The organism is Gaiella sp., assembly GCF_057140465.1.
In genome coordinates this window covers 41500-53397 of the sequence record NZ_DBNHWK010000008.1, presented here as the reverse complement: position 1 = coordinate 53397, position 11898 = coordinate 41500, and the positions used below count along the sequence as shown (strand labels likewise).

Genomic DNA, 11898 nt, shown 5'->3' with positions numbered 1-11898 from the left:
CACACCGTCGCCGTGGCGACGCTGTGCCGGGAGACGGCGCAGCTGCACCCGCGGCTGCGCGCCGACCTCCTGCTCGCCGGGGCGATCCTCCACGACGTCGGGCGCACGCGGGAGCTCGGACGGGGGCCCGCCTTCCGGCAGACGGAGGAGGGGCGGCTGCTCGGGCACGTCCACCTCGGCCTGCGGATGATCGAGGAGCGCGCCGCGGGCACCGATCCGGTCGTGCTCGCCGAGCTGCTGCACGTCGTCGCCTGCCACCACGACCGCGCCGCGGCGCGGACCGCGGAGGCGGCCGTCCTCTACCACGTGAACCAGCTCGACGCCCAGGCCTCGACGCGCCCGGTCGGCGACGACTGACGCTCGATGTCGGCGATCCTGGCGCTCGGCGCTGCGCTCGCGTGGGGCGCGGGGGACTTCCTCGGCGGCCTCTCGTCGCGCCGCGCGCACGTGCTCACCGTGCTCGCGGTCTCGCAGGTGGTGGGGCTCGCCGGCCTCGTCGTCTGGCTCCTGATCGCCCGCGACCCGTGGCCCGGGCTCGACGACGTCGCGCCCGCGGTGGGGGCCGGGCTCGCGGGCGCGATCGGGCTCGCCGCCCTCTACCGCGGGCTCGCGCTCGGAGCGATGGCGATCGTGGCGCCGATCTCGGCCGCGGCGCCGGTCGTTCCCCTCGCGGTCGACGCCGCGAACGGCTCGGTCCCGAGCGCCGTGCAGGCAGTCGGGATCCTCGCCGTGCTCACCGGCGTCGGCGTCCTCTCGCGCGAGCCCGGCTCGGGGCGGCGCCTGCGGGTCGCGGACGGCGCCGGCCTCGCACTCGTCGCGGCACTCGGGTTCGGCTTCTTCATCGTCGCGATCGACGCGGCCGCGGACGAGAGCGTCCCCTGGGCCGTCACCGTGGCGCGGGCGACCGCGAGCGTCCTCGTGATCCTGGTCGCCGTCGGTGTCCGGGTGACCCTTCGACCGCCGCGCCGGCTGCTGCCGCCGCTCGTCGCCGTCGGCTTCCTCGACGCTGGCGCCAACGCACTCGTCGCCGGTGCGACGACCGTCGGTGCGGCCGGGATCGTCGCCGTCCTCAGCTCCCTCTACCCGCTGACGACGATCGTCCTCGCGCGCCTGGTGCTCGGGGAGCGCGTCGATCGCCTCCGCCGGGCGGGCGGCGCCGTCGCGCTCTGCGGCGCCGCGCTCGTCGCCGCCGGCTGACGCCGCGCACGGGTCGTCAGACGTTGAAGCGCACGTTGAGCACGTCGCCGTCCTCGACGACGTAGCCCTTACCCTCCAGGCGCTGCTTCGCGTGGCGCGCCGCCTCGACGTGGGAGCCGTGCTCGAGGAGGTCGTCCCACCGGATCACCTCGCAGCGGATGAAGCCGCGTGCGATGTCGGAGTGGACCGACTCCGCCGCCTCGAGCGCCGTCTGCCCGCGGCGGAGCGTCCAGGCCCGGGCCTCCGTGTCGCCGACCGTGAAGAACGTGATCAGGTCGAGCGCCTCCTTGAGGCGGAGCACGACCTCCTCGAGCGCGGATCGCCGCCCCTCCCGGAACTCCGCCGCCTCCTCGTCGGGGAGCTCCGCGAGCTCCGCCTCCAGCGCGCAGTCGACACCGGCGGGGCCGTTCACGATCGCGATCACGGGCTTCGTCGTCAGCGGCTCGAGCTCCGCCGGGAGCTCGTCGGGCCAGTCCGCGAGCGAGCTCCCCGACTCGAGGTGTGCGAGCACGCGGCGGAGCTCCTCGACCTCGCGGCGCAGCGCCGGCTCGCCGGACTTCGCCTGCTTCTCGACGCGCTCCAGGCGGCGCTCGACGTGGTCGCGGTCGGCGACGAGCAGCTCCAGCTGCAACGTCTCGAGGTCACCGTCGGGGTCGGCCCCCTCCGAGAAGCCGTCCACGACCGCGAGCAGCGCGTCGACCTGACGCAGGTTCCCGAGGAGCTGCGGCCCGGTGCCGGGGACGTCGACGACGCGGATCGCCGCCGGTGTCACCTTCTGCGAGCCGACGAGCGCCGCGAGCCGGCCGAGCCGGTCGTCGGCGATCGTCGCCATGCCGACGTTGGGCTTCTCGGTCACCGACGCGTACGCGGTGATCTCCGCGCCCGCGTGGGTGAGCGCGTTGAACAGCGTCGTCTTGCCGGAGTTGGGCAGGCCGACGATGCCGACCTCGAGTGCCATGCCGGACGATCCCTAGAGGCCGAACCCGACGCTCGCCTCGCGCGCGTAGCGCTTGAAGTAGACGACCTGGGGAACGACGACGGTGAGGCGCCCGTCGTCGGTGTCGATCGCCAGCGTGCCCTGCGAGCCGGTGCTCAGCGTCTGCTCGACGGCCTCCGCCGTCTCGGGTGCGACGAGCGCACCGATGATCTGGCCGCCCTCGAACGCGAGCTCGATGCGGACGGAGTCAGCTACTGCCACGGGAGACCACCTCTGTGAGGACGCCGTGGACGGCGTCGGGATGGACGAAAGCGACCTCGAGCCCGAACAGCCCCGCGCGCGGCCGCTCGTCGACGAGCTCCGCCCCCGCCGCCGCGAGCTCCCGCAGGGCCTGGGACACGTCGTCGACCTCGTACGCGACGTGGTGCATGCCGGGGCCGCGGCGGGCGAGGAAGCGCCCGATCGGCGTGTCCTCCCCGGTCGGGGCGAGCAGCTCGATCCTGCTCCCTCCGACCCTGAGCGACACGGCCTCCGCCCCCTGCTCCTCGATCCGCTGGCGGTGCTCGACGGTGGCCGCGAACAGGCGTGCGTAGGTCGCGACCGCCTCGTCGAGGTCGGCCACCGCGAAGCCGATGTGGTGGACGCCGCGGGTCTCGGTCACGCCGGCGATGCTACCGGTGCGCGCGACGACGGCAGCGACGCGACGGTCGATGTGCTGCGCGACGACGCTCCGCAGCCTGCCCGCTACTCGTGGTCGGCGCCGGCGACGAGCCGGACGGTCCCGACCGTCTCCGCGGCGTGCGACTCGACCGCGACGTCGCCGAGCAGCTCCTTGAGCTCCTCGCCGTCGATCGTCTCCTTCTCGAGGAGCGCGTTCGCGAGCCGGTCGAGCGCGCCGCGATGCTTTCCGAGCAGCCGCATCGCCTCCTCGTACGCGTGGTCGGTGAGCCTCGCCTGCTCGGAGTCGCGCATCCGCTTCGTCTCCTCCGACAGGGCGTAGTTGTCCGCACGCATCGTGCGGGCGGCCGCGACCTCGGACATCCCGTACTCGAACACCATCCGCCGTGCGATGTCCGTCACCTTCTCGAGGTCGTTGGAGGCGCCGTTCGTGACACGACCGAAGACGAGCTCCTCCGCTGCCCGGCCGGCGAGCGCGACCTTCATCACGTCGAGGAACTCCTCCTTGGTGTGGAGGTAGCGGTCCTCGGTCGGCAGGTAGTAGGCGAGGCCGAGCGCGTCGCCGCGCCCGATGATCGTCACCTTCTGCACGGGCATCAGGTCGCCCATCAGATGCGCCATCAGCGCGTGTCCGGCCTCGTGGTAGGCGAGGATCCGCTGCTCCTTCTCGGTGACGATGCGGCGTTTCTGGAGCCCGGTGAGGACGCGCTCCATCGCCGCGTCGAAGTCGCCCATGTGTACCTGCCCGGCCCCGCGACGCGCGGCGAAGATCGCGGCCTCGTTGGCGATGTTCGCCAGCTCCGCGCCCGTGAGGCCGGCAGTCCGCCGCGCGAGCACCCCGAGGTCGACGTCGGACGCAAGCGGCTTCGACCGCGTGTGCACGCGCAGGATCGCCTCCCGCCCCGAGAGATCCGGCGGCGACACGTGCACCTGCCGGTCGAACCGCCCCGGCCGGAGGAGTGCGGGGTCGAGGTCCTGCAACCGGTTCGAGGCGCCCATCACGATCACGTCCTCCCGCCCTCCGAAGCCGTCGAGCTCGACGAGCAGCTGGTTGAGCGTCTGGTCGTGCTCACGGTGGAACCCCCCTCCCTGGCGTGCCGTCCCAACGGCGTCCAGCTCGTCGATGAAGACGATCGCAGGTGCGTTCTTCCGCGCCTCGGCGAAGAGCTTGCGGATCCGGGCGGCGCCGAGCCCGGCGAACATCTCCACGAACGCGGAGGCGCTCGACGAGTAGAAGTTCGCCCCGGACTCCTTCGCGATCGCCTTCGCGAGGAGGGTCTTGCCGGTCCCGGGCGGGCCGTAGAGGAGGATCCCCTTCGGGATGCGCGCGCCGAGCCGCGTGAAGCGCTTCGAGTCGCGCATGAACTCGACGACCTCCTCGAGCTCCTCCTTCGCCTCGTCGAGCCCGGCGACGTCGGACCAGGAGACGTTGTCGACCGAGTCCTTCTCGACCGGCGCGGGCTTCGTCCGCGGCACGGAGCGCACGGTCATCAGGAGGACGACGAGGATGGCGCCGAAGAACAGCAGCGGCATCCAGATGACGATCGTGTCCTGGATCTCTCCCCAGCTCACGTCTCTTCTATCGGCATGCCTCGGCGGTCCATGAGCCGGGGCCGCGCGTCCGGCTAGAGGCCCGCGAGCACGTCGTCCGTGCGGACGAACCGCACCCCGAGCTCCAGCCACTGCGCAATGCAGGCCGCGGCCCGCTCCTCCGAGATCGCCCGGGCCGCGTCCTCGACGAAGGTCACGGGATAGCCCCGGGCCCGCAGGCCGAGGATCGCGAAGTGGTCGCAGATGTCGGTCGCGAGCCCGAAGAGGACGACCTCACTCGGCGCGAGCGCCCGCAGCACCGCGTCGGTGTTCGGGTTGTCGAAGGCGTCGACCGACTTCTTGAGGAGGAGGATCTCGCGGTGGCCCCGGATCAGCTCGGCGACGGCCGTCGGGGGGAGCGGGTCGAGCCCGAGCACGACGGGGTCCGCCTGTTCGGTCTCGGGAACCCGCCGCGCTCCCGGCGTGCCGCGGAGGCAGTGCGGGGGCCACGTCACGTCGTAGTCGGGATCGAGCGAGATCTCCGCGTCGGAGAGCTCGTGGTCGTCCGCGGACGCGACGTGGACGATCCCGGCGTCGCGGGCCCAGCGCACGAGGCGCCCCATGTTCGCGAGCGTGTCCTCGGCGCCGGGGACGTAGAGCGCGCCTGACGGCAGGGCGAAGTCGACCTGGGTGTCTTCGTCCCAGAGGATGGGCCGGGGCTCGCTGCTCACGTCACGAGCTCCAGGCGCTCGTTCGACCGGAAGCGGCGGCCGGTCTTCGCGACCGGGCGGCCGTCCGCGAGCACGATGTCCGCCGTGAAGTCGTTCTCGCCGCGGATCAGCGAGGAGCCGACGCCGTACGCGTCGACCGGGACTCCCCGCTCCTCGAACGCCGCGATCTTCTCGACGGTGAACCCGCCGGAGACGACGATCTTGACGCGCTCGAAGCCGTCGGCGTCGAGGGCGTCGCGGACGCGGCGCACGAGACGCTCGTTCACGCCGCGTGGGTCGAAGTCGCCCATCTCGTCCCAGAGCGACCGGTCGACGAGCTGGCCGGAGGTGTCGAGGCGGACGCCCCACAGGCGCGGGCCGAGGGCACGGGCGACGGCGAGCGCCGTCTGCACGGAGTCGTTCTCGTAGTCGACGAGCACCGTGATCCGGAAGTCGTCCGGGGCCCACTCGGCGAACTTCGTCGCCGCGAGCACCGCGTTGCCGCCGTACGCCGCGATCAGCGAGTGCGGGACGGTGCCGACCCCGACGCCCCCCCACCACGACGCCTGCGCGTCGGAGGTGACGCCGATCGAGGCTCCGGCGATCGCGCCGGCGACGTACGCCGCGTACCCGTCTCCCGTCTGGACGCGGTGGTGATCGTGTCGCGCCGGCATGAAGATGATCGGCTTGCCGCGGGCCGCCTCGAGGACGCGGGTGACGTTCGACGCGACGAGCGTGCGGCGCGCGAGGACGCCGAGGTACACGGTCTCGAGGTGCGCGAACAGCGTGTAGTCGCCCTCGATCGTCATCACCGTCTCCCAGGGCTCGACACGGTCGCCGTCGTGGAGCGCGTGCACCGTGAGCGCGTCCCAGTCGTGGGAGCAGAGCGTGAGGATCGCGATCGCCTCGTCCATCCCGCCGAGCAGCGCCCGGTTCCGCTGGAAGACCTGCATCACGACCCGTGGATGGCGCTCGTCGCGCAGGAGCGCCGACCGCGTGTGGTTGAAGTAGGCGTCGCTGTAGTAGCCGTCGCGCATCTTCTCGACCGGCAGGTCGAAGACCTCCGGCGGCAGGCGCGTCCCCCGTACCCGGGAGGGCGCGAGGCTCACCCCACGGCCTCCTCGTCCATCGACCGGGCCTCGGCCTCGAGACACGCCCCGAGTGCCGCCTCCGCGACCGCGAGCTGCTCGTCGGTGGGCTCGGCGGTGGAGAGCCGGCGCTGCAACTCGTGCCCCGGCAGGGTGAGGGCCCGTGCGACCGGGTTCCCCGGATGCCGGCTCATCCACGCGAACACCTCCACCGACACCCCCATCGCGCCGACGGCGCCCGCGATGCGCGCGAGCCCACGGCTGCGCGCGGGGGCGCGCGAGGCGAGCGCGCTCGCCGCCGCGGAGCTGACGAGCAGGGGGCCGAGGAGATGCGAGCCGCACCGGTCGTGCTCCTTCGGTGCCGGCTCGCCCCCGCGCTCGTAGGTCCCGATCGAGACGTGCTCGGCTCCGTGGTAGCGCGTGAGCTCGCCGCCGCGGAGGGCGATCGCCGCCGGTACGAGCGACGCGACAGCGGCGATCGACTCGCGTGCGAGCGCCGAGAACGGCGACCGACGGGCAGCCGCGGCGGCGGCGGACCCCGCGACGACCGCGACCGCGACGGCGGGGCGCTCGAAGGGGAACCGCACCTCCGGCAGGGCGCGTCTGACGTCCGGGAGCAGCGCGAGCGACTCCGCGATCCGCAGCGGGCCGCGGACGAACGGGGTCTGCACGCCCGGCGCCAGACGGCGCTTGCGGCCGGACGCCGTGCGGATCGTCCCGGCGTCGTCGCGGATCGCGACCGCCCAGCACGTCGGCCCGTGGACGAGCACGCCGTTCTGCAGCGCCATACCGCCGAGGCGCAGCCTCTCCATTCCGCAGAGGGTACCGTCACGGCGATGGAGGTCGGGTCGGTGCTCGCGCTGATCGCCGCCGCGGGCGGAGATCCGCTCACCCTCGTCGGCATCGGCGGCCACGGGGGCGCCGGGAAGACGACGCTGGCGCGCGCGATTCCGGGAGCGCAGATCGTCTCGACGGACGAGTTCTGGGACGGGCGGGACTTCGACCTCGGTCGTCTTCGCGACGAGGTCGTCGAGCCCCTGCGCAGGGCGGAGCCCGCCCGGTTCGCCTCCTACGACTGGGCGCTCGGCGCCCCCCGCGGGGCCCGGACGGTCACCCCGTCCGGCGTCGTCGTCGTCGAGGGTGTCTGCGCACTGCACCGCGACCTGCGCGACGCGTACGCGGTCAGGGTGTGGGTCGACGCACCGTACGAGGTGCGGCTGGCACGCGGCGTCGCCCGCGACGGCGAGGAGGCGCGCCGTACGTGGATCGAGCGGTGGATCCCGTCGGAGGAGCGGTACGTCCGGCGGGACGACCCGGTCGCGTGCGCGCACCTCGTGGTCGACGGCACCGGGCCGCCGCCGTCACCCGCCGAGCCCGTCCGGGCCTGACCGGTCGCCGGCCGCCCGCCGCAGGCCCTGCTGGAGCGCAGCGGAGGCCGGCCCGCGTTCGAGCGGTGCCCCGTCGACCTCGATCACCGGCATCACCTCGCGGACCGACGACGACGTGAACGCCTCGTCGGCCGACCGCAGCCGTGCGATCGGGTACGCACCCTCGGCGACCGAGAAGCCGAGACCGCCGGCGAGCTCGATCAGGGTCGCCCGCGTCTCGCCGGCGAGGATCCCGAGGTCGAGCGCCGGGGTCAGGAGCGTCGATCCCTCACGCCACCAGACGTTCGTGACGGGGCCCTCGAGCACGATCCCGTCCGGGTCGACGAACACGGCGTCGTCGCCGCCGCGACGCTTCGCCTCGGCCTCTGCGGCCATGTTGACCGCGTAGCTCGTCGACTTCGTCCCCTCGAGCAGCCAGGGCTCGGAGCGCCGCGGCACGAGCAGGGAGACGAGCCGCACACCGCGGCTCCGCGCCGCCTCGATCCACTCGGGGATCGGCGTCGCGACGACGAGCGCGAGCGGCGGCCCGCCGGGCGGGCCAGGTGTCCAGGTGATCCGCACTGCGCAGTCCGGCACGCCCGCTGCGTCGACCACCTGCTCGACCAACCGCTCCAGCTCCGCACGCTCCGGCTCGGGGAGCCCGAGCCGGGCGGCGGACACCGCGATCCGCGCGACGTGCTCGTGCAGGCGGAACGGCCGTCCGGCGTAGACGCGGAGCGTCGAGAAGGCCGCCCGCCCCCTCGCGAACCCCTCGTCGTCGGCGCGAAGGACGGGCGCCGACGGATCGACGAGGCCACGGCCGGAGACGGCGACGGCGAGCGGCGTCATCGGGCCTCGACCCCGGCCAGCGGCGCGCCCACCGCACGGAGCAACGGCGCCGCCTTCGTCAGCGACTCCTCCACCTCGTCGACCGGGTCGGAGTCCCAGACCACTCCGCCACCGACCCAGAGGTGCACGCGGCCGTCGACGACCGCGAACGTCCGGATCGTCAGGGCGAGCTCCACGTCACCGTTGCCGTGCACGCGCCCGAGCGCGCCCATCGAGGCGCCGCGACCGACCGGCTCGAGGCCGGCGATGAGGTCGACGGCGGCGATCTTCGGCGCGCCGGTGACCGACCCGCCCGGGAACGTCGCCTCGAGCAGGTCGGCGAGCCCGACCCCCGGGCGCAGTCGCCCCTCGACGGTGGACACGAGGTGCTCGACGCCGACGAGCCGCCGCGGCGCGAGCAGCTCGGGCCACCGCACCGTGCCCGCCCGGCACACGCGCGAGAGGTCGTTTCGCTCGAGGTCGACGATCATCACGTGCTCGGCGGCGTCCTTGGCGGAGGCCCGGAGCTCGGCGCGTCCCCCGATCGGCCGCGTGCCCTTGATCGGCATCGTCCACACGCGGTCGCCTCTCCGTGCGAGGAACAGCTCCGGGGAGGCGGAGACGATCGCCCATGTGTCGCCACGGAGCACGCGCCACGCGTCGTCGGCGAACGGCAGGCCGCTCGTCCGCGTCAGCGCTCGGAGGCGGGAGGCGAGTGCAGCCGGGTCGCCGGTGAACGGGGCCGAGAGGTGCTGTACGAGGTTGACCTGGTAGACGTCGCCGGCCGCGATCGCGGCCCGGACGGCCTCGACGGCGAGGCCGTACTCCGCCGCGGTCCACGTCCGCTCCCAGTCGCCGATCGCGTACGCGCCGCCCACCGGGACGTCACCGCCTCCGGCGGCGTCCGGCCGCACGACGCAGGCGGCGAGGGGGAGCCTGCAGGGCTCGGGCGGCGGCGGTGTCGCCCCCCGCCGGATCGCCCCCGACAGCCCGTACCCGAGGAAGAGATCGGCGACGAGCTCCTCGCCGCCGCGGCGGAAGAAGCCCTGTGACGCGAGCCACTCCTCGATCCGCCCGAAGGCGTCCTGCGGCTCCCACAGCTCCAGCACGGGCCGAGCCTACCGCGCGGGCGGCCCGGCACGACGCCGGCCGGCGCGGGTCGCCCCGTTCACTCGCCCGTCGCTGCGCGCGCGGCGCGGAAGCGTCGGATGAGCGCGTTCGTCGACGAGTCGTGCGCGAGCGTCGGCTCGTCGACCGACGTGAGCTCGGGCACGATCCGCGCCGCCAGCTCCTTCCCGAGCTCGACACCCCACTGGTCGAAGGAGTTCACGTCCCAGACAGCGCCCTGGACGGCGACGGCGTGTTCGTAGAGCGCGACGAGGGCACCGAGGGAGAAGGGGGTCAGCCGCTCCAGGAGCAGTGTCGTCGAGGGACGGCCGCCGGGGAACGTGCGGTGGGCGACGAGCTCGTCCGGCACCCCGGCGGCGCGAGCCTCGTCCGCGGTGCGTCCGAAGGCGAGCGCCTCGCCCTGCGCGACGAGGTTCGCGATCAGCAGCTCGTGCTGGCCGCCGAGCGGGTTGAGGCTGGTGCAGCAGGCGATCAGGTCGCACGGCACGACGACCGTCCCTTGGTGCAGGAGCTGGAAGAAGCTGTGCTGGCCGTTCGTGCCCTGCTCCCCCCACACGACCGCCGCCGTGTCGTAGTCGACCGCCGCGCCGGACGTCGTCACGCCCTTGCCGTTCGACTCCATCACGAGCTGCTGCAGGTAGGCGGGGAAGCGCCGCAGGTACCTGTCGTACGGGACCACCGCCGTGCTGCGCGCGCCGAGGAGGCCGTTCCACACGCCGATCAGCCCCATCAGGACGGGGAGGTTCCGCTCGAGCGGGGCCTCGAGGGTGTGGACGTCCATCGCGTGGTACCCGTCGAGCAGCTCACGGAACCGGTTCGGGCCGATCGCGATCATCGTCGAGAGCCCGATCGCCGACGGGAGCGAGTAGCGGCCGCCGACCCAGTCCCAGAACCCGAAGGTCGCGGCCGGGTCGATCCCGAATGCGGCCACGGCGGGGAGGTTCGTCGACACGGCGACGAAGTGGCGCGCGACCGCCTCGTCGCCGAGCGCGTCGACGAGCCAGGCCCGCGCGCTCCGCGCGTTCGCCATCGTCTCCTGCGTCGTGAACGTCTTCGAGCAGACGACGAACAGCGTCTCCGCCGGGTCGAGGTCGCGCAGCTGCTCGGCGAGGTCGGACGGGTCGACGTTGGACACGAAGCGCACGGTCAACGAGCGACTCGCGTAGGCGCGGAGGGCGTCGTACGCCATCTCCGGGCCGAGGTGGGAGCCCCCGATCCCGATGTTGACGACGTTCCTGATCGCCCGCCCGGTGACGCCGCGCCAGGCGCCCGACCGCACCTCGTCGGCGAGCGCCGCCATGCGGTCGAGCACGGCGTGGACCTCGGGGACGACGTCGCGGCCGTCGACGACGAGGGACGCGTCGCGCGGGAGCCTGAGGGCGACGTGGAGCGCGGGCCGATCCTCGCTGACGTTCACGTGCGCGCCCGAGGCCATCGCCCGGAGGAACGCCGGAACACCCCGCTCCCGGGCGAGCGCGACGAGCAGCCGTACCGTCTCGTCCGTGATCCGCTGCTTCGAGACGTCGAGGTGGAGCCCGACCGCCGTGACGGTGAGACGATCGCCACGCCCGGGGTCGGCCGCGAACAGGTCGCGCAGCCCGACCGACCCGAGTTCGTCGCGGTGACGCTCGAGCGCCCGCCAGGCGTCGCTCTGCCGCAGGGGAGGCGGGGAGATCGTCATGCACGCCATCTTGGCGGCTCGACGCCTTGCCTGCAGCCGCGACCGGTGCGGCCGCTACGGTCCCCTCGATGGACGCGGAGCACGAGAAGCGGCTCGCGGCGGAGGCCGCGGCGCAGCTCGTCGAGGACGGGACGACGATCGGCCTCGGGACGGGGTCGACGGTCTCCCTCTTCCTCCCGCTCCTCGCCGCGCGCGGGCTCGAGCTGCGCTGCGTGGCGACGTCGCTGCGCACCGAGGAGGAGGCGAAGGCCCTCGGGCTCTCGGTGGAGCCGTTCACGGGCGTCGAGGCGCTCGATCGCCTCGACCTCGCGGTCGACGGGGCCGACCAGATCTCGCGCGAGGGCTGGGTGGTCAAGGGCAACGGCGGGGCGCACACCCGGGAGAAGGTGGTGGCGGCCGCCGCCGACCGCTTCCTCGTGATCGCCTCGTCGGACAAGCGCGTCGAGCGCCTCCGCCCACCGATCCCGCTCGAGCTCCTGCCGTACGGTCTCGCGGCGACCCTCCGTCGACTCGACCTCGTCTCGCTTCGCGACCTGCCCCCGAGCCCCGACGGCAACGTGATCGCCGACTACCACGGCGACGTGGACGACCCGGCGCGGCTCGCGACGGCGCTGTCCACGGTGCCCGGCGTCGTCGAGCACGGGCTCTTCCCCCCTTCGCTCGTGACGGAGATCCTCGTCGGCTGCGGCGACGCCGTCGAGCGCACGAGGCCGTCCGAGTAGGCTCGATCCGATGAGTGCGGTCGAGGACGGGA

Annotated in this window: 14 protein-coding genes; 4 read left to right on the top strand and 10 right to left on the bottom strand. The window is 73.7% G+C overall.

What is annotated here, in order from left to right:
- Both AC162C_RS00835 and AC162C_RS00830 read left to right on the top strand, forming a co-directional pair.
- Positions 1 to 357: HD domain-containing protein (locus tag AC162C_RS00835; RefSeq protein ID WP_484095888.1), on the top strand; the 357-nt coding region annotated here is incomplete at its 5' end.
- A 6-nt stretch (positions 358 to 363) separates the two neighbouring features.
- Positions 364 to 1197, top strand: coding sequence for an EamA family transporter (locus AC162C_RS00830; protein ID WP_484095887.1), 834 nt, complete (start codon positions 364 to 366; stop codon positions 1195 to 1197).
- A 16-nt stretch (positions 1198 to 1213) separates the two neighbouring features.
- Here the strand turns inward: AC162C_RS00830 and AC162C_RS00825 are convergent, their stop codons facing one another.
- The 7 genes from AC162C_RS00825 to AC162C_RS00795 form a co-directional block, all read right to left on the bottom strand.
- Positions 1214 to 2155: a DUF933 domain-containing protein gene (locus AC162C_RS00825; protein WP_484095886.1), complete on the bottom strand. Its 942-nt coding sequence runs from the start codon at positions 2153 to 2155 to the stop codon at positions 1214 to 1216.
- Positions 2156 to 2167: 12 nt separating this feature from the next.
- Positions 2168 to 2395 (bottom strand): hypothetical protein, encoded by a 228-nt coding sequence (locus AC162C_RS00820; protein WP_462972800.1) that lies wholly within the window; start codon positions 2393 to 2395, stop codon positions 2168 to 2170.
- Entirely contained in the window at positions 2382 to 2795 is a 414-nt protein-coding gene (mce, locus tag AC162C_RS00815; RefSeq protein ID WP_462972801.1) for a methylmalonyl-CoA epimerase, read from the bottom strand. Before mce ends, AC162C_RS00820 begins: the two co-directional genes overlap by 14 nt.
- Positions 2796 to 2878: 83 nt before the next feature.
- Entirely contained in the window at positions 2879 to 4384 is a 1506-nt protein-coding gene (ftsH, locus tag AC162C_RS00810) for an ATP-dependent zinc metalloprotease FtsH (RefSeq protein ID WP_462972802.1), read from the bottom strand.
- Positions 4385 to 4437: 53 nt separating this feature from the next.
- Positions 4438 to 5073: a cysteine hydrolase family protein gene (locus AC162C_RS00805; RefSeq protein WP_484095885.1), complete on the bottom strand. Its 636-nt coding sequence runs from the start codon at positions 5071 to 5073 to the stop codon at positions 4438 to 4440.
- Positions 5070 to 6161: a nicotinate phosphoribosyltransferase gene (locus AC162C_RS00800; protein WP_484095884.1), complete on the bottom strand. Its 1092-nt coding sequence runs from the start codon at positions 6159 to 6161 to the stop codon at positions 5070 to 5072. Before AC162C_RS00800 ends, AC162C_RS00805 begins: the two co-directional genes overlap by 4 nt.
- On the bottom strand, positions 6158 to 6952 hold the full coding sequence (locus tag AC162C_RS00795) for a DUF1385 domain-containing protein (RefSeq protein ID WP_484095883.1): 795 nt from the start codon (positions 6950 to 6952) through the stop codon (positions 6158 to 6160). Before AC162C_RS00795 ends, AC162C_RS00800 begins: the two co-directional genes overlap by 4 nt.
- A 24-nt stretch (positions 6953 to 6976) precedes the next feature.
- Between AC162C_RS00795 and AC162C_RS00790 the strand changes: the two genes are divergently transcribed.
- Entirely contained in the window at positions 6977 to 7528 is a 552-nt protein-coding gene (locus AC162C_RS00790) for a uridine kinase family protein (protein ID WP_484095882.1), read from the top strand.
- Here the strand turns inward: AC162C_RS00790 and AC162C_RS00785 are convergent.
- The 3 genes from AC162C_RS00785 to pgi are packed head-to-tail and all read right to left on the bottom strand — an operon-like array spanning position 7502 to position 11144.
- A complete protein-coding gene (locus AC162C_RS00785) occupies positions 7502 to 8356 on the bottom strand; it encodes an aminotransferase class IV (RefSeq protein ID WP_484095881.1) in 855 nt (284 codons plus the stop codon). The two genes, AC162C_RS00790 and AC162C_RS00785, sit on opposite strands and share 27 nt — an antisense overlap.
- Positions 8353 to 9444 carry an anthranilate synthase component I family protein gene (locus AC162C_RS00780; RefSeq protein WP_484095880.1) on the bottom strand — a complete coding sequence of 364 codons (1092 nt, stop codon included), beginning with the start codon at positions 9442 to 9444 and terminating at the stop codon, positions 8353 to 8355. The genes AC162C_RS00785 and AC162C_RS00780 overlap by 4 nt, the downstream gene beginning before the upstream one ends.
- A 59-nt stretch (positions 9445 to 9503) precedes the next feature.
- Positions 9504 to 11144, bottom strand: a complete 1641-nt coding sequence (gene pgi, locus AC162C_RS00775; protein WP_484095879.1) for a glucose-6-phosphate isomerase — start codon at positions 11142 to 11144, stop codon at positions 9504 to 9506.
- Between the two features lie 68 nt (positions 11145 to 11212).
- Here pgi and rpiA point away from each other — a divergent pair, with 68 nt between their 5' ends.
- Entirely contained in the window at positions 11213 to 11866 is a 654-nt protein-coding gene (gene rpiA, locus AC162C_RS00770; RefSeq protein WP_484095878.1) for a ribose 5-phosphate isomerase A, read from the top strand.
- Positions 11867 to 11898 lie beyond the last annotated feature (32 nt).

Coding starts and splice junctions, on each gene's coding strand:
- AC162C_RS00795 (WP_484095883.1), bottom strand. CDS start 6,952: ATGGAGAGGCTGCGCCTCGGCGGTATGGCGCTGCAGAACGGCGTGCTC.
- AC162C_RS00825 (WP_484095886.1), bottom strand. CDS start 2,155: ATGGCACTCGAGGTCGGCATCGTCGGCCTGCCCAACTCCGGCAAGACG.
- rpiA (WP_484095878.1), top strand. CDS start 11,213: ATGGACGCGGAGCACGAGAAGCGGCTCGCGGCGGAGGCCGCGGCGCAG.
- AC162C_RS00830 (WP_484095887.1), top strand. CDS start 364: ATGTCGGCGATCCTGGCGCTCGGCGCTGCGCTCGCGTGGGGCGCGGGG.
- AC162C_RS00790 (WP_484095882.1), top strand. CDS start 6,977: ATGGAGGTCGGGTCGGTGCTCGCGCTGATCGCCGCCGCGGGCGGAGAT.
- pgi (WP_484095879.1), bottom strand. CDS start 11,144: ATGACGATCTCCCCGCCTCCCCTGCGGCAGAGCGACGCCTGGCGGGCG.
- AC162C_RS00785 (WP_484095881.1), bottom strand. CDS start 8,356: ATGACGCCGCTCGCCGTCGCCGTCTCCGGCCGTGGCCTCGTCGATCCG.